Below are 17,970 nucleotides of genomic sequence, written 5' to 3' on the forward strand. Positions count from 1 at the left end.
TATTAATTTTGTAAATTTACAGATAAAAGAAATTCGTGTTGTCTTTCGTGTTATCTAGGCTTATGAACGTATGTCAGATTGAAGCAAGCCAAATACGTGTTCATCAATTTTCACATCACCGATTCTATGGTTTTCTCTAAGCAAACCTTCCTCAATGAAACCACACTTTTTCATGACTTGTGCTGAAGCATTATTCTTTACCGCGCAATGACCAATAAACTTTTCAATATTAAACTGGAAAATTCCCCAATCAATTACCGCTTTAAGACTTTCTGTACCATAACCAAATCCCTGCTTACTCGGTGTGATCAAGTAACCCACTTCAGCCCTATTCATTATTTCACAATCACGAATGAATCCCGTTAATCCAACAAATTCATGAGTATCAACAGTTTCAATAACCAATGTTAGCCATTTACCTGATTGAAAATCCCAAGGTAATAAGCGTTGCTCAAAAGTAGTTTTAATATCTTCTTCTGAAGTAAATTCCCTAATATATTTCAAAACCGATGGGTCTGAATTTATGGCGAAAACATTAGCCCAATCTTCCTTTTTAATTGTTCTGATCACTAACCTATCCGTATACAGTTCAACCATTTCACATTCCTTATGCGCTTCATATTTTAAAGACAAAAAAGGCAGCCGAAGCTGCCTTCAACGATTAATGTTGAATTAACCGCGGCTAGTCACCTCAAGCAGGTGATAACCAAATTGAGTTTTTACAGGACCCTGCACTTCATTTAATGGAGCACTAAATACCACTTCATCAAATTCACGAACCATCATTCCAGGACCAAATGAACCCAATTCACCGCCTTGCGCACCTGAAGGACAAGAAGAGTTCGCTTTTGCGATTTCAGCGAAATCAGCACCTGCAACGATTTGTTGCTTCAATTGTTCACACTGCTCTTCTGAACTAACTAAAAGGTGTCTTGCTGTTGCCTGTACCATGGTGAACCCCTACTTTTAAATAATAAAACGTAAAATATTAGGGAGCATCAATTGCTCCCTAAATTTAAATAACAATCGCTAAGCTAACAGTAATTAACTATTTTGCCAATTCAGTTTCAACCCAACGTGCAATCTTTTTCTCCATAACCGCCATTGGTAATGAACCAGTGGTTAATATTTGGTCATGAAAACCTTTCAGATCAAATTTCTCACCCAGTTGCTCTTCAGCATCAGCTCTTAGCTTCAAAATCGTAAGTTGACCGATTTTATAAGATAAGGCTTGGCCTGGAATTGCCATATACCGTTCAACCTCGGCGACAATATCTGACTCCGCCATTGGCGAGTTATCTTTCATGTATTGAATTGCCTGCTCTCGACTCCAACCTTTAGCATGCAGACCAGTATCGACCACTAAGCGCATTGCACGTAACATTTCATCTGACAGCTTACCGAAATATTGGTAAGGGTCATTAAATAGGCCCATTTCGATCCCTAAATATTCCGCATATAACGCCCAACCTTCTTCAAATGCCGTGTAACCTTGAAAGCGTTGAAATTCAGGTATACCAGTAAGCTCTTGCTTGATGGCAATTTGAAAATGATGACCAGGAGCGGCTTCATGTAAAGAGAGCGTCGTCATGCCCCACTTTGGTTGAGCTTTTAGGTTATAAGTGTTGATGTAAAACACACCAGGGCGAGACCCATCCACAGCTGGAGATTGATAAGAAGCGCCTGCTGCTGATTGTTCTCTAAAGCTTTCAACAGGTTTTACTACATAATCTGCTTTGGGCATAACATTGAAGTATTTTGGTAACTCTTTATTAATGTCATCTTTCAACGACATATAACCATCAATAAGCCCCTGTCTTTCACTGAAGAAGTATTCAGGTTCACTCCCTAATGATGCAAAAAACGCAGTTAAATCGCCTTCAAATTTTACTTGTTCTCTCACCACATCCATTTCAGTTAAAATACGTTTTACTTCAGACAAACCAATTTGATGAATTTCATCTACTGACATTTTTGTTGTTGTATGGCTATTGGCTAGAGATTGGTACCATTCTTTACCATTAGGAAGTCCCCACCAACCGTCAGATGCTCTAGCATGAGGTAAATACGTCTCATTAAAGTAATTTCGTAATTGTGTTAATGCTGGTAATAAATCAGCTTCAATTAACACACTATATTCATCTGTTATGGCTTTCTTTTCAGCTTCGCTAAAATCATCTGGTAGTGCATTAACTGGCGCATAAAATAAGCTTTCACTTGGTGATGAAACTAATTGAGCATCTAATTGAGGAATAATACGTTCAACTAACACTTTAGGCAGCACAACTTTGCTCTTAATACCTTCATCCATTTGAGATTGGGCTAAAACAGTCCAATTAATAAAACCTTTTAGACGACCTAACCAATTTTGATAGTCTTCAACTGTTTTGAATGGTTGAGCGCTCTCACCGCTGCCTAACTGAATCATACTAATGACAGTGCTATAAAACTGATTCATAGGCATCAAGTATTCAGGATAAGACTCAGCAACTAAATCCATGTGACGATCATAGATAAACATGTCAAAACTCAGCGCTAAGTTTTCAGGTAGTTGCTCGACATCAATTGATTTAGCTTGCTTTAAATAGCGAGAATTAAGCTCATGTCTTTGCTTAAGGTAGGCCGGTGTTAATGAACCACCAAACTGATCGTTGTAATCATTAACCCCTACATATGTGGCATAAATGGGTTCTAAAGCCAATAAATCTTTAAAATAGCTATCAGCCATTTGGTTATATCGCTCTGCTTCTGATTGTGTTGCAGATTCAGGTGCTTCTGTAGTCGAAGTATTTTTGTTACTAACATTATTAGTAATATTTTTATCGTTACAAGCTGATAAGGCAACAACAGCTGCAATAGCTACTGCTAGAATATTTTTGTTCATTGGTATTTCCCTATTTGCGGCAACAAGTTTACCGAAATCAATTGTTAATCTAGTTTTAATTTTTATGAGTAATTTATGGAATTTAGCGACTAAAAGCCAGTAGAAAACTGTAACAGAGGATAACAAAGAAAACTGATTATTACAGATAACTATAAGATTAACAGGCATAAAAAAAGCCCCATAAAGGGGCTTTTTTATTAACAAATATTATAACGTAATATTGTTAATACGTGCTTTTTCTTTAATATAAGAAATATAGCTATTAGCACTACGCTTCGTCTTGCTGTACTTAGCAGCTCGATTTGCACGTTTGTAAGCAGACTTATACTGCTTCAAACTTAAATGCGCTAATGTTAACTCAAGTTCTGCTTCACCTGGCTCATCTAAACCAATTGACAGTGCCTTTTCAAACACAGGAATTGCAGATTTTGGCTTTTCAGCTATTGCTAAAATCTTACCTTGTTTAAGGTAAAGATCAGCGTCACCTGACAACTCAGCGGCTTGGCCATAAAGTTTAGCAGCTTTCGTGAAGTCCTTAGCATTATGATAGAAACCGGCTAAAATCTTAATTGTCTTTTCAGACTCTTTGATTAAACCAGATTTCATATGCTTTTCATAAAGCTTAGCAGCATTAATTGGAGCACCGTTTTGCGACATAAGCTGAGCTAGACGAGTAATGTTACCGTCAGACTCAAGAAAACCATTTTTATAAGCTAAATCATAAGTTGCTAATGACTTAGTGTAATCTTCAGTCATCAAATAAAATTGAGCAAGCTGAACCCAAAGACGTTTGTCGTCTTGGAATAAAGGCACCATAACTTCTAGTATCTTTACAGCTTCTTTATACTTTTTCTGGTTGAAGAAAGCAGTCAACTTCATTTGGTAAAGGCCTTTATCAGGCTTTTCAACTAACGAAAGACCTTTATCGGCTACTTCAAGGACTTTATCCCACTGTTTAAGTTCACTGTAGGCAATACCGACACGACGGTATACTACTGGGTCAACTTTACAAGTGAAATCCATCCACTTGTAGTAGTAAGGAATAGCGTCTTTGAACTTCTTTTCCTGAAGTAACAAATCAGCATAGAGACGTAATGTCGCAGCATGATCTGTACCACCAAGAATATCAGCATCAACAGCAGTTTTTAAGTATTTAACTGCTGTCGCCATTTGACCCTTTTCAGCATAAAACGAACCGATCATACGATCGATATACGCTTTATCGAAATCATTTTTAGTATTAACTTCTAATAAGATTTCAATCGCTTGGTCCAGACGGCCTTCTGTATATTCTTCAAAAGCTTTTTGAACTTTTTTACCAGCACTTGCACCAACAGCTCTAGATTGACGGTCATCAATCGGACACTTTTCAGCGGCTTGAGCTGTTGAAACAGCAAGTAGAGAGCTAGATGATAAAGTCAGTAATAACGCACTAGCTAGTGTAGATATCTTACGCATTAGTTACCTCCTTTATCCAATGAGAAATCAAGCTGTACTGTCATATTAGGAACTTTCATTGCTTTTCCATCAATGATCTTAGGCTTATATTTCCATTTCTTTAGTGCTCTAACTGCTTCGCGGTTAAATAAACGTTTAGGTTCAGCTTTAATAACTTTAACATCTTCGATTCCGCCGAGTTCATTAATAGTAAATGAAAGTTGAACATAACCTTCTTTACCATCACGTGCTGCAGCAATTGGGTATTGAGGATCAATACGTACAATTGGTGTTGCATCACCGTCTCGCGTCATCATGTTGCCAAGTTTAAAACCTGTGCTAGCACCGCCTGCCACAACACCACTCATATTAAATGCCATATTCGTATCAATATCTGATGACGTGTCAGGCGGAGTCGTATCCGGCTTTGGTGGTTGCTCAGGTGGCGCTGGTGGCTTCGGTTTAACCCTTGGCTTGTCCTGAACTTTCGTATCCTGCTTATCCATACTGATCTCAATAATAGGAGAATCAGTTTTGGTATCGGCGCGCTTGGCGCCGCCACCGACCAAGAAGGCCATGAAGACAAACAGGGCGAAAGTAACAGCAGCACCTAAAATGAGTGATACTATTGCTCTCAGCATATTAGTCTTTCCCCGCTGAAATCGAAATTTTATCGATACCCGCTTTCTTAACGTTGTCCATAACCTTAACTACAAGGCCATGCTCGGCTTCTTGGTCTGCTTCGATTAATACAGCCGCTTCAGGTGATTCAGCTAACATACGTTCTACGTTTGCTGTTACACGCTCGATGTCAACCTGACGGTTTTCCATCTTAATTACGCCTGTCTTACTCACACCAATAAAGATGTTTGCAGATTTCTGTTGTGTCGCTGTAGAAGCTTCAGGTTTCTTATAATCAAGACCTGAAGGCTTAATGAACGAAGTCGTCACAATAAAGAAGATAAGCATAATGAACACGATATCTAGCATCGGAGTCATATCTACTTGTGCTTCTTCTTCTACATTTAAATGCTTTTTACGTGCCATTTTAAATACTCTCTCTAGTGGTGTGGCAAGCTATCTTTAAGCTTTTCGAGACTGATTTTCATTTTTGCATCTAATCGAGTGCTAAAAAATACACCAGATAATGCTGCAACCATTCCTGCCATTGTCGGCATGGTTGCCATTGAAATACCAGCCGCCATCATACGAGCGTTACTCGTACCATGAACTGCCATCACATCGAACACTGCAATCATTCCGGTTACGGTACCAAGTAGACCAATCATAGGACAGATGGCTACCAAGGTTTTGATCATCAGCATACGAGCATTCATATCTTGTTTTGCTTGGGACATCCAAGCTTCACGGATACGGTGCGCATACCAAGAGGTTGAATCCTCTCGATTATTCCATAAGTTAATAATACCTTTATGCTCTTTTGGTGCTACCCAATTGACATACCAAAAGCGCTCTAGCATCAATACCCACATTAGGAATAGTACAGCCGCTACCAGCCAGAGGATATCTCCTCCGGTGGCCATGAAGCCCCTGACAGAGTCCCAAACATCCATCAGGATTAGCATCATTAGTCAGCCCTCTTCTCAGCATGCTCTGCAATAATACCAGCGCTTTGCTCTTCAAGAACTTGAACCACTGTTTTACTACGTGCTACTACGATTGCATGCATAAGCATTAATGGTAGTGCAGCAACTAGACCTTGAACAGTTGTCATCAATGCCATTGAAATACCACCAGCCATTAAGCGTGGGTCACCTGTACCGAACAATTGAATTGTTTGGAAGGTTGCAATCATACCCGTTACTGTACCTAGTAGACCCATCATTGGAGCGATAGCTGCTAGTACTTTAATGATTGAGATACGAGCTTCAAGAGCAGGTGTTTCTTTCAAAATTGCTTCGTCAAGTTTCAACTCAAGTGTTTCAACATCAACATCTTTGTTCTCTTGGTAAACCTTAAGAACACGACCTAATGCATTGTTACCTGGATTATTGATATCTTTACGTTGCGCTTTAACTTTAGCACCAACAACATATAGCGTTACTAGACGTTCAATCGAAATTAAAGCACCAAGAACAAGTAAGCCAATAATGATGTAACCAATTGGTCCACCCGCTTCAATACGTTCTTCGATTGTCGCTTTTTGAGTGAATACGCTAAGTAATACGCCACGTGCAGGGTCAACGAATAATTTTTCGTAACCTGAAGTTGCACTAGTGAATGACTTAACACTTGAAACCTGAGCGCCACCCGGTTGTTGTGATAGTTGTTGAATTAAACCAAGGTCTGCGTTGTAAACAACATATTGACCGTCAGCTAATAAGTTATATGCACCAACACGAATAACAGAGGTGTTCTGAACACTACCGTCTAAACCTGTAACGTCTGCATCAAAACTAACAACTTTGCCAGATTCAACCATTTCGAAAAGCTGTGCTTCCCAAAACTGCTCTAGTTCGTTAATTTTAGGTAATTCTTTACGAGCACCTAGTTCTGCAATAAATGCATCACGACCTGGGAACTGTGCAGTAATGTTAGATGAAACTAACTTACCAGCAAAATCACCGGCTTCACCTTTAACAACACCAAACATTTCGCCTAAATCACCAGAAGCAATCTTACGATCTTCTTCTAGTTGTGCAATTTTACGTTCGTTGTCAGTAAAAGCTTGAGCTAAATCTTTACCACGTTGAGTTTCAGCAGCTAAAGCTGATTTTTCACGCTTTAAAAGAGCCGCTTTATCGCCACGCTCATTCAAAAACTCTGCTTCACGCTTTTTGTTTGTTTTACTTGCGTTTGCACGATCTGTCTGTACTTGTTTCAACAATTGTTCAATCGTCTTTGGTGCATCAGCAGCACTAACCATTCCAGACGTTAGTGACAGAGTTGCAGCAACGATTGCTGTAGTAATAAACTTTTTCATTATTGCGCAGCCTCCGCAGCAGGGATTGGTAAGGCGAATAGATCAGGAGCACCTTGACCACGAGCCTGTTTAATTGCTTTGCTTAAGTTACGAAGATAGCTATCTTCTAACTTATCCCAGCTTTTAGAATCTTCGTTATACATCCAAGCCGACTTTTGATCTTGGCTTTGAGCATATAAACTTACTCGACCGAAATTTAAGAAATCAACTAGGATTTCTTTACCGTCAAGTTCTAATTGGCCTGTTTCTGCAATAAGTTTTGAACCGTATTCACGTTCAATATTGTATGCATCAAGGATTAAACGGTACTTTTCAGCTAATGTAACTTCAGCACTGTTTAATGTATCTTTTAAGCGTTGAACACGAGTTTCACGCGCTTCAAGATTGAATGGTAGGTCTAAAGCAATGAATTGCTCTAGTGCATCAACCATTTTAAACATTAAAGGAACAACACCTTGTCTAAGAGCATCAACACCGTCGATATCATCTTGAATTAGTTTCATAGTTGCTTCTTGATCTGCAACTAAGCCTGCAACGTAATCGTTGTATGATTTAAGAGACTCACGTTCATCAGCAACTGAGCCATACTCAAATAGCATGTCTTGTGCTTGATCAAAATATTTGTCTACTTTGTTTTGCGACGCAGCAGCATCTGTATGAATCTTAGTATCTGCTTTTTGTACATCGCTTAGAGGATCTGCAATCACGAAGTTGCTGCTAGCTAATGCAAGCGCGCCAACAAGTGCAGTAGCGATTTTTGTTCTATTGCTTACCTTGGACATAGTTCCCAACCAATTTATAGTGAATTAGAAAGCTTAACTAATGAGTAACAACCAAGATTAATTTGTTAATCTTTGTTGCTGCTACTAAGTCTATCTTTCTCTTGTGATTGTTAGTTTTTTCTTCCCTATTCTATACCTGCTAAGGTATAGACCCGCTCGCATCATTTCACAAAATGTTGACCTGTGTCAACAATTGAGAACATCTAAAATACTTGGAAAGACCAGTTAGGTGCTCAAAGTCAAACGAAAGCCTAATTTATAATCATTAAACAATCTATTGGAGCATTTGTATCATATAAAGGACAAAAAAAAAGCACCTAGAAGGTGCTTTTTAACTAAGTTTTCAATTTAGAACTTTTGAGAGATTCGAGCAAACCAACTTGCTCCAAATAGACGATAAGTACTTTCATCAGTATTACCGTTAAATGCAGGCTCGATGTATGGAGGCTCTTCATCAGTAAAGTTCTCAACACCTACACTGATTTTAGTACCAGTGTCGAAATTGTAGGTTGCTGAAATATCATGGTAAAAATACGAATCAACTTCATATTGGTGGTTACCTGAATTTGGATCGTTCGGATCATTTAAGGTAGTGCCCCAATATAATAAATCATCATACTGTAAACTTGAGATATAATTTGCAGCATACGCAATGGTTAAATCTTCCCAAGTATAGTTTGCAGTAAAATTAGCTTTATCTGTCGCATAACTAACGTCATTTTCAAAACGACCATTCAAGTCTTCCATCTCAAATGCGAAAGTATCTGAGTTATAAACTTGGTTTTCACGTTCTAAGAAATGAGTCCAAGATAAGTTTAGATTAAAGTCACCAGCTAATGCACTAAATGCATAGTTAGCGTCGAAATCTACACCTTTTGCAGTCATTCTGCTTAAATTGGTGTCTTTTTCACTAATGTAAGATAGTTCACCGTTAGTACGTTCAATGTTTGCACATAGAGATTCGATACCACCGTAATAACAACCTTTAAGCGAATCATCAGCACCAATTGAGTCAATAACATCATCAATTTCAATAGACCAGTAATCAACTGTTAAACCAAAACCTTCGAGGAAATCTGGTGAATAAGCAAAACCAACTGTGAATGTATCACCTTCTTCAGGCTGTAAATCTTCATTACCACCGACCTGAGCCAGTTGTTGAGCATCTAAGTTATTAGAACCACCAGTTGGAACTCCATCAGCCATACAGTAACCTTGTTGAGCTGCTGATAGGGTAGCCCAGTTTGCTGTGCTACATGGATCTGTTGCCGATGGGAATGAATCACTTTCTGGTGAATACAGGTTTGAAATGGTTGGAGCACGGAATACTGTGCCATAAGTAGATCGAACCATTAATCCATCAATGACTTTCCACTCTGCACCTAATTGATAAGTAGTGCTTCCACCAAATGCTGAGAAGTCATCGTAACGAACACCAACTGGCAACTCTAAACTTTCAACTAATGGTAAATCACTTAATACAGGAATTCGGAATTCTGCAAATAAGCTGTTTACGTTGAATCGACCTTGAGTTCCTTTTGATTTATTACCAGTTACTTCACCCATAAACTTACCAGAATCTCTACGGGCTTTATATTCCTCATCGCGATATTCATAACCAACACCACCAGTCATGATACCTGCAGGCAATTCAAATAAATCACCACCAATAAATGCTGTAACAGTTTGAAGAGTATAAATATCAGAATCGACAAGAGGAGCAGTTACATAGTCTAACATTTCTTGTGTAACAGAACCTGGGCCACCAAATACGTTCATTGAAACACAATCGGAAATTGGTGAGGCAGCTGTACCACATACAATATTACCTTCTGCATCTTGGAAAGATGGTCCCATAGCCTTAGCTAAGTTTGGTCCATATAGTTGTCCAAAATCGGTAGAAATTGTTTGGCTATGACCATAGTTATAATTCACATCATAATAGTAGTTATCGCCTAACTCACCTTCAAACCCAATGACTTGTTGGTATCGAGTGATGTCTTGTTCAAAACTACGACCACCTTCTAGCATACGACGTCTTGAACGAACAACATCTTCACCAAACGGGTTGTAGAAGTTATCAACAGAAACACCGTTAAATTCAGTTCCATCTGGAGTAACACCTGAGTATCCAGGGTCAAAACGAGTATCATAAGGTACTGCAGCTAATTCTTGACGAGATTCACGTTTGTTAATGCGAGTCTCTGTGTAAGCACGCATATTATCTGTAAGATCAAACTTCCCTTCAACAAATATGTTTAATTTTTCATAAGGAGTTTGAAGGTAGTTAACTGGTGCGTAGTTATAAGTATCATTGTTTGGGCCACCGCCAACAAAATCTCTCATATCATCGATTGTAGCAATGCCACCATCACAGGTACCATTTGTTTGGCTTGCACCACCAGATGCTAAATAAAAGTTACCACATGGAACAGAACCTGAACCGACTTCAATAACGTTAGCATTGTCTCCAGTACCAATTAATCCATTTTTCCAGAAAGATTCTTCAGCATCTTCACCCCAAACTTGCCAAGGGTAATTTAGGTAATCAATACTTGTATCACCTTGGTATACTTCATCCTGTTTAACCCAGTCAACACCAAAAACTAAATGGCCATCATCAAATGCTTTACCAGCTACAAGGCTGAAGCTAGTTTGAGAGTTTTCGTCTACATCAAATGAATTTTTAGCTTGAGCAGTAATTTCAAGACCTTCAAAATCACTTCGTGTAATAATGTTAACTACACCAGCTACAGCATCTGCACCGTAAGTTGCAGAAGCGCCATCTTTTAATACTTCAATACGTTCAATCATTGAGCTTGGAATATTTTGGAAGTCTGAGCTTACTGGGCGGCGACCATTAACCAAAACAAGTGTTCTAGAAGTACCTAAACCACGAAGCTCAACAAATGTTCCACCATTACCACCATTGTTTGTTGTGGTCATGGCTGGAGAACCAGACATTACTGAGCTATTTTGTAAAAATTGACCTACGTCCTGAATACCTTGTAGGTTCATCTGTTCTGCTGTCACTACCGTAATAGGCGAAGCAGTTTCCATATCAGTTCTCTTGATACGAGAACCAGTTACAGAAATACGCTCAACTTTAGCGCCTTCTTCAGCAGCAAAAGCTACCGGTGAACTAAGTGCTGCCGCAGCTGCACCGCTAATCATTGCTAGACGCACTGATTTCGCTAATAAATTCTTATGCATTGTCAATCTCCCTGGACTTATATCTTTCTTATTTTTCCAACTGAACAAAATCAAGTTGGTGAATGTGTGCGAGTTACACCGCTACTACATTTCAAGAGCAATAAAATCACAAATAAAACATTTATTCAACATATGTTTCATTAACATAACGAGAGATTGAGGCATTAACGCAGTTGATCTGTTCAAATATATGAACACAAACAGAGTTATACTCTGCAGTGTTCATGCAAGCATCTGAAAGAAAACAATTAATTTAATTACCATCAAAAACGCTTAATGTTAAAAATTTGTTTCTATCTGGTTCTTTTTTAAGCTCTAACAAGTAGAAGATATGCCTAATAAAAGCACAAAGCATGTACAAGTAATTAACATTTGTTGTTTCGTTCATAAAAAAAAGGCCAAAAAAAACACCCTAAATAGGGTGTTTTTCAATTTAAAAACGGCTTGTGAAATTATTAAAGCACGTAACGAATACCGAAACCAATTCCGTCATCGTCAGATAACTTCATTGCAGCTTCTTCACTTCCACTAAAGTCGCTGTTATCAACACGACCTTCTAAGTAGATAACTGTATTAGCATCCCAGATGTAATGTAGGCCAGCAACTGTGAATTGACGCTTAAACGTATCACCGTTGTAATCTGCTTTATATTCATCACCAGCATCTAAGATGTTGTATGAAAGGAACGCACGAATGTTGTTATCAAAACGGTATGATAAAAGCGTTTCCACGCCATAAGCTTCTGAAATCAGACGACCTAGGTTATCTGTATCATGGAATTCTTGTTTGCTGTAGTTAGCCGCTGCGTATAGGCCTTCAGCATCCCAACCACCGTAAGTTAAACCGAAGCCATAAATGATATCAGTTTCTTCGATTTTTTCATTTTCAACTGTAGAACCTTTAAACTCACCGACGTTAACACCTGCAGTAACAACAAAGTTGTCAGTGGCTTGGTAAGTTAATGCTAAACCGTAAGTGTTATTGTATTCAATGGTAGCAACAGTTTGTTGAGCACTGATCATTGGCGCAATTGGATTTTCAGGTTCGATACTGCCATCTGAAAGTACATCGAATTCATCTTGTTTAAGCTGTGCTTGAACTGCAAAGCTGAAATCACCGAATGCATTACGGTATTGAACTGTTTTGTCACCACGACCGGTACCATTTACAGAACCATCACCTTTGTTGTAGGTGTACGTACCAGAGGCATCACCATCCCATACAAAGCCGTAGTTAGTGTTGTAAACAACGTCGTACCATGCGCCCCACTGTTTACCAACAGTTAACGTACCGTAAGTGTCATGATTCACACCAACATAACCTAAACGGTTAGCTAGGAAGTCACCATTTTCATAAGACAATTGGTCATTGTTGTACTGGATTTTACTGTCACCGAAAGGATTTACGCCCCACTCTAATTTAGCAAATGCATTCCAGCCATCACCCATTTGGCGATCGAAACCGAAATTAATACGTGAAGCGCCATTTACAACTTCAGTATCACCTTGTCCGTGATATACACGCGCATCAATAAATCCGCCGATTTCTACAGCGTTTTTATCATCTTTATAGATTTCGATAGCTGAAGCTGCAGGTACGAACATAACAGTTGCAAGTGCTGAAGCGATTAAAGTCTTTTTCATTAAGCTAAACCTTCCCATTTTATTTTCATCATAATTTCTGATAACAGTCCATTTTGTTTGTATTATCCTTTCATCAAAGGCTAGCATGCTGAAATATATCAAAACAAAGAAATGCGTGCTTTTTACGCCTGAATAAACTAAAACAACACATCAAACAGCACAATCAACTACCAAACCACTCAAAAATAGTAACGATTTACCACAAATGCAATATTAAGTAACACTAAATTAACATCATCTGATTACTGCTTAGACTTTCAAACCCTTCTCCAAGTAACGCTAAAACAGGTTCAGCAATCGGTTTTATCTGTTTCTCAACATAATATTGATAATCAATTTTTTCACCGGTGGCCTCTATGGGCTGAGCCCCATTTAATGTCATACGGTATTCAATCATAGTGCCCCGCTTGCCCGCTTTATCATTTCCTGTTAATTGACAAAGTCTAATCGCAGCTTTTACATGAGGTGACGATTTCGCAGTGTATTCTTCAACATGTCTTTTTAATCTTTTTCTAAATATAAGTTCATCATCCAATTTACCGTCATCAAGATCTTGCAGCTCTTGTTGCAAATACGCCTTCACGTCACCTTTAGTAAAAAGTAAAAAATACAAGCGATATTGAATCCTTCTCGCAACAGGGCTCCAATCACTTCGCACCTGCTCCATTCCTTTAAAGGTAAGTTCAATTTGTCCTTCTTTATCTTCTGTTGCGCCTACATAACGTTTTTTACTGCCCGCATCAGAGCCTCTTAAAGTCGGCATCACAAATTGATTAAAATGACTTTCAAATTCTAACTCAAGATAGCTTTCAATTCGGTATTGCTCCTTACAGGTTTTCGTCCACTTGTCAGTGACCATTTTTGCAAGTTTATTTCCTAACTTGGCGATATCTTCAATTTGATGATGTTGACCAAGCCAAACAAAAGTTGAATCAGTATCGCCATAAATCACTTTATAACCTTCTGCTTCAATCCATGTTTTAGTTTGCTTCATTATCTGATGGCCACGCATCGTAATTGAGCTTGCGAGTTTTGCATCATGAAACACACAACCTTTGGAGCCTAAAACCCCATATAAAGAGTTCATGATTATCTTTATAGCTTGAGAAAGAGGTTTATCATGATTAAGTTTAGCTAAATCTCTTTGCGCAGCGAGCTGAGCAATAAGTTTTGGTAAAATGGGATTATCACGACTAAATTGAGCCTCTAAAAAACCTGGGACAGTATGCTCCTTAAGTTGATTTTCCGCTTCTATTAATCCTTTGGGGTCGATTAAAAAAGTACGAATAATTGAAGGGTATAAACTCTTAAAATCGAGAACTAATACATCCTTATAAAAACCAGGAATAGAGTCCATCACATAACCACCTGGTGACTCTAAGCCATGACTTGTTGCTCTTGCAGGGGCAACATAGCCACTTCGATGTAAATGCGGAAGATAGAGATTATTAAAAGCAGCAACCGATGCTCCAACTCGGCCAAATTCTAATCCCGTCAACTTTGCTCTTTCTAAGGCAAAAGCCAATAATTGTGTTTTTTGAAAAATATCCCAAACCAGTCGGCAATCTGTCAGGTTATAAAAAGCGAGTGCTTTTTTGTCATTAGCAAATAAATGGCAAATCTCTTGCCCTCTATTTTCAACATGATCAATGGCTTTACCTTCTTCTAATAAATGCTGCGAGACATGTTCGAGTGAATATCGCTCAAATTGATAAAATGCCGCTTTTATCCAGTCAATACCATCCAAAACAACCCTTCCTGGTAAAGACAGCGTTTCTGGTCTGAATTTATCTTCAACTTTCCATGATAATTCTGTACCACCACGACCGATTAACAAAGGAATTCGATGATACTGACAACGCCTATATAGAAGTGCTAAATCAAAGGTAACCACTGCCCAGCCAATAATAATGTCAGGATCATATTCATTGAACCAATGAATTAACTGATGGATTAATGCCACTTCGTCATCAACCCATTGAATATATTCAACGCTATCATCAGACTCATTAATCTCATCAGCGTCAAAATCAGGTCGACCAAGCATAATGACTTTTTTATATAAGGGGCTTTGATTATCAAGTGCTGATTGAGAGCCATATAATCCAACTGAGTACAACTCTCCAGATGGGCTGCATTCAAAATCCAGTGAAATCATTGATAATGGAATGGCTAAATCTGCCTTTCTTGTTTTGAATGCTGCATAGCATGCTAGTGGGTCATTCGAATGGCTAGCACTTGCAAAAGTAGCCCCCTCAGTCAGTGATAAAGGTGTTTCTGCATTGCTTGAGTCAGCAGAAACAATGAACTCTGCATCTAACGCAATAAATCGCTCAATAAGATAACGTTGCTCTGCCCTTATATCGGCTTCATAGATCTCGATTCCTGCATCATTGGCAATTCTGAGCAATTGCTTCTGTACTGTCGTTGACTTTAAATAGATGCATGAAACAGCTTGATGCTTAAAGTTTTTTAAACTGATAGGCTCAATACGTATACCTGAATTGAAATGACCGAGAATCAATTCACTGTCACTTTGTTTACAAAAACAGATAACTTCAGCTTGTTCTAGTTCAATGAGTGCCGGTCCTGTTTCTGTTTTTATATAATATTGCAGCATTAATCGGCCGTGACGATAAGTCGCATGTCTAGTCAGCACCCTTCCTTTGATCGAAAGTAAAGCATCATTGTTAGTTTTAGTGCTAGTGCTAGTGCTAGTATCAGTGCCTATTGAATTTTGTATTGTCATCTACAATGTTGCCCTGAAATCGTCTGTTTATGCATGATTAACCTATCGTTGGGGCAAATAAGTATTTTCAGTTAACTAAATAAACTTATCTTTACCACTAAATTACTTACCTGTGTCGCTAAAGACGCTATAAACGTTCGATTATTTATTCCGAACATTTAAAATCACTGTTATTATGTACAGCATATACCAGCAAATAAAGAATTAGTAAGTAAAGATTACTAATGGGCCATACATGTTAACGGATCATATTAAAACTCAGATCCGCACTATCTATAAAGATATTGCGACTGCGATGCCAAATTTTCGTTCTCGTAGAGAGCAAAACTACATGGTGGCTGAAATATCTAAAACATTAGCTGGTGATTATGATAAACATCGCAGGATCATGGTTTGTGAAGCTGGTACCGGTATTGGTAAATCTCTTTCTTATATCTTAGGTACTATTCCACTTGCATTAGCCAGCAAGAAAAAAGTATGTATTGCCACCGCAACTGTGGCCCTTCAAGAACAATTATTGCACAAAGACCTGCCCTTCTTTTTACAGCAATCAGGTGTCGACTTTAAATTTGGTCTCGTAAAAGGAAGACAGCGCTACGTTTGCCTAGCAAAACTTGCAGCAATGATTGGTCCAGAAGACACATCACAATTAGCAATGTGGCAAACCAAACCTGACCAAAGCCAAATTGACTTACTAAAAGTACTGCATCAAGATTTTCAGGCAGGTAAATGGAATGGCGAAATTGATACTTTAGAGCAACCATTACCAGACTTCTTATGGCAACAAATCTGTTGTGACAAGCACAGCTGCCATCGTCAAATGTCCAGTCACCACAACTGTCCATTTCATAAAGCGCGCGAAGACGTCGAAACTTGGGACGTATTAATTGTAAACCACAGTCTATTATTTGCTGACTTAGAGCTTGGCGGCGGGGTGATTTTACCTGAGCCTGAAGATATGTTTTACGTTATTGATGAAGCCCATCACCTGCCAACCGTTGCCAGAGACTTTTCCAGTGCGCAAGCCACACTAAGAGGAGCCAGTGACTGGTTAGAAAAAGCCTCGAAAACTTGCTCAAAACTGCAAAATCAACTTAAAACGACTCATATCATTGCGCCAGTACAAGCCATGCTTGACCATATTGGCGATTTAGTGACTCAACTTAATCAAGTGGCGCATTTTTGCGATACGCAGCCTAAATTATTTGCGAACCCAGAAACTCGATTACGTTTTGAAAATGGCAAATTACCAGAGTCATTACTAATACAGGCCGAAAATTTAGCGACCACCTCAAATCTAGCCGTCAAACAGTTTAACAAAATTCAATCTGTGCTCAGTGAAGCCATTAAAGATGGTGAATTGCCTAAGCATCAATCTGAAGCCGTTCTCTCAGAAGCGGGATTTATCCTGCAGCGACTTGAGAACTTAAGTAAGCTTTGGAAAATGTTAGCTAAAGAGGATTCGAAAAAAGGTGCTCCGATGGCACGTTGGGCAGAATTAATTACCGGAAAACAACAGGATTACTTATTCTGCGCCTCCCCTATTGAAGTTGGCTTTATGCTTGAACACATGCTGTGGCAAAAAGCAGCGGGGGTCGTATTATGTAGTGCAACGCTTCGAGCATTAAATAATTTCAATCATTTTGCTCATCAAGTTGGTCTATCCCTTAATGATGGCAGTCGCTTCTTAGCACTACTATCGCCATTTGATTACGAAAATAATGCCACTTTATTTATCCCACAGATGAATAACGAGCCAACAGAAGATGCCTATACTGACGAACTAGCTGAACAAATCATTGCACTAGTTGAAGATGAAATGGCGACATTGGTTTTATTTGCCTCATATTGGCAAATGGAAAAGGTCACAGATCAAGTCAGTGGCAAAATACCTAAAGAGCAACTTTTTGTTCAAGGAACCATGCCAAGACAACAAATATTGCAACAACACAAACAACGCTGCGATGAAGGTAAACCAAGCATAATTTTTGGTACTGGCAGTTTCTCAGAAGGGTTAGATTTACCGGGAGATTATTTAACTAACTTAATCGTGACTAAATTGCCGTTTGCGGTGCCAACCTCACCCGTTGAACAAGCACATGCTGAATACATAAAGAGTAAAGGTGGCAATCCATTCCTGCAGCTAACTATTCCAGATGCTTCACGCAAATTAATCCAGAGTTGTGGTAGATTACTCCGTAAAGAAGATGACTATGGTCGCGTAACCATTTTAGATAGACGTCTTATTACTAAGCGTTATGGCAAATCATTACTTGATGCCCTTCCGCCATTTCGTAAAGTTATAGAATAGGTAATTA

General features: G+C 38.8%; 13 protein-coding genes. 1 reads left to right on the top strand and 12 read right to left on the bottom strand.

Features of this window, described 5'->3' with window-relative positions:
- Nucleotides 1-60: 60 nt before the first annotated feature.
- The 12 genes from Q4600_RS12675 to Q4600_RS12730 form a co-directional block, all read right to left on the bottom strand.
- Nucleotides 61-597, bottom strand: a complete 537-nt coding sequence (locus Q4600_RS12675) for a GNAT family N-acetyltransferase (protein ID WP_303516663.1) — start codon at nucleotides 595-597, stop codon at nucleotides 61-63.
- A gap of 75 nt (nucleotides 598-672) precedes the next feature.
- The gene (locus Q4600_RS12680; protein WP_102528584.1) at nucleotides 673-951 is read right to left on the bottom strand and encodes a peptidylprolyl isomerase; all 279 of its coding nucleotides are present in this window, start codon (nucleotides 949-951) and stop codon (nucleotides 673-675) included.
- A 97-nt stretch (nucleotides 952-1,048) separates the two neighbouring features.
- A complete protein-coding gene (locus Q4600_RS12685; RefSeq protein WP_303516665.1) occupies nucleotides 1,049-2,884 on the bottom strand; it encodes a DUF885 family protein in 1,836 nt (611 codons plus the stop codon).
- A gap of 207 nt (nucleotides 2,885-3,091) precedes the next feature.
- On the bottom strand, nucleotides 3,092-4,342 hold the full coding sequence (locus tag Q4600_RS12690) for a hypothetical protein (protein ID WP_303516667.1): 1,251 nt from the start codon (nucleotides 4,340-4,342) through the stop codon (nucleotides 3,092-3,094).
- A complete protein-coding gene (locus Q4600_RS12695; protein WP_102528587.1) occupies nucleotides 4,342-4,962 on the bottom strand; it encodes an energy transducer TonB in 621 nt (206 codons plus the stop codon). Before Q4600_RS12695 ends, Q4600_RS12690 begins: the two co-directional genes overlap by 1 nt.
- Before the next feature lies 1 nt (nucleotide 4,963).
- On the bottom strand, nucleotides 4,964-5,368 hold the full coding sequence (locus Q4600_RS12700) for a biopolymer transporter ExbD (protein ID WP_102528588.1): 405 nt from the start codon (nucleotides 5,366-5,368) through the stop codon (nucleotides 4,964-4,966).
- A gap of 14 nt (nucleotides 5,369-5,382) precedes the next feature.
- Complete coding sequence (locus tag Q4600_RS12705; protein WP_102528589.1) at nucleotides 5,383-5,910, bottom strand: MotA/TolQ/ExbB proton channel family protein; 528 nt, start codon at nucleotides 5,908-5,910, stop codon at nucleotides 5,383-5,385.
- Nucleotides 5,910-7,265 carry a MotA/TolQ/ExbB proton channel family protein gene (locus Q4600_RS12710; RefSeq protein WP_102528590.1) on the bottom strand — a complete coding sequence of 452 codons (1,356 nt, stop codon included), beginning with the start codon at nucleotides 7,263-7,265 and terminating at the stop codon, nucleotides 5,910-5,912. The genes Q4600_RS12705 and Q4600_RS12710 overlap by 1 nt, the downstream gene beginning before the upstream one ends.
- Nucleotides 7,265-8,047 (bottom strand): DUF3450 domain-containing protein, encoded by a 783-nt coding sequence (locus tag Q4600_RS12715; protein ID WP_102528591.1) that lies wholly within the window; start codon nucleotides 8,045-8,047, stop codon nucleotides 7,265-7,267. Before Q4600_RS12715 ends, Q4600_RS12710 begins: the two co-directional genes overlap by 1 nt.
- A gap of 348 nt (nucleotides 8,048-8,395) precedes the next feature.
- A complete protein-coding gene (locus tag Q4600_RS12720) occupies nucleotides 8,396-11,260 on the bottom strand; it encodes a TonB-dependent receptor (protein WP_303516670.1) in 2,865 nt (954 codons plus the stop codon).
- Nucleotides 11,261-11,715: 455 nt separating this feature from the next.
- A complete protein-coding gene (locus tag Q4600_RS12725; protein ID WP_303516672.1) occupies nucleotides 11,716-12,903 on the bottom strand; it encodes a porin in 1,188 nt (395 codons plus the stop codon).
- A gap of 223 nt (nucleotides 12,904-13,126) precedes the next feature.
- Nucleotides 13,127-15,652, bottom strand: coding sequence for a DNA polymerase II (locus Q4600_RS12730; RefSeq protein ID WP_303516674.1), 2,526 nt, complete (start codon nucleotides 15,650-15,652; stop codon nucleotides 13,127-13,129).
- Between the two features lie 235 nt (nucleotides 15,653-15,887).
- Here Q4600_RS12730 and dinG point away from each other — a divergent pair, with 235 nt between their 5' ends.
- Entirely contained in the window at nucleotides 15,888-17,963 is a 2,076-nt protein-coding gene (gene dinG, locus Q4600_RS12735) for an ATP-dependent DNA helicase DinG (RefSeq protein ID WP_102528596.1), read from the top strand.
- Nucleotides 17,964-17,970 lie beyond the last annotated feature (7 nt).

This window comes from Shewanella sp. 2_MG-2023 (genome assembly GCF_030548905.1).
Taxonomy (GTDB): Bacteria; Pseudomonadota; Gammaproteobacteria; order Enterobacterales; family Shewanellaceae; genus Shewanella; species Shewanella electrodiphila.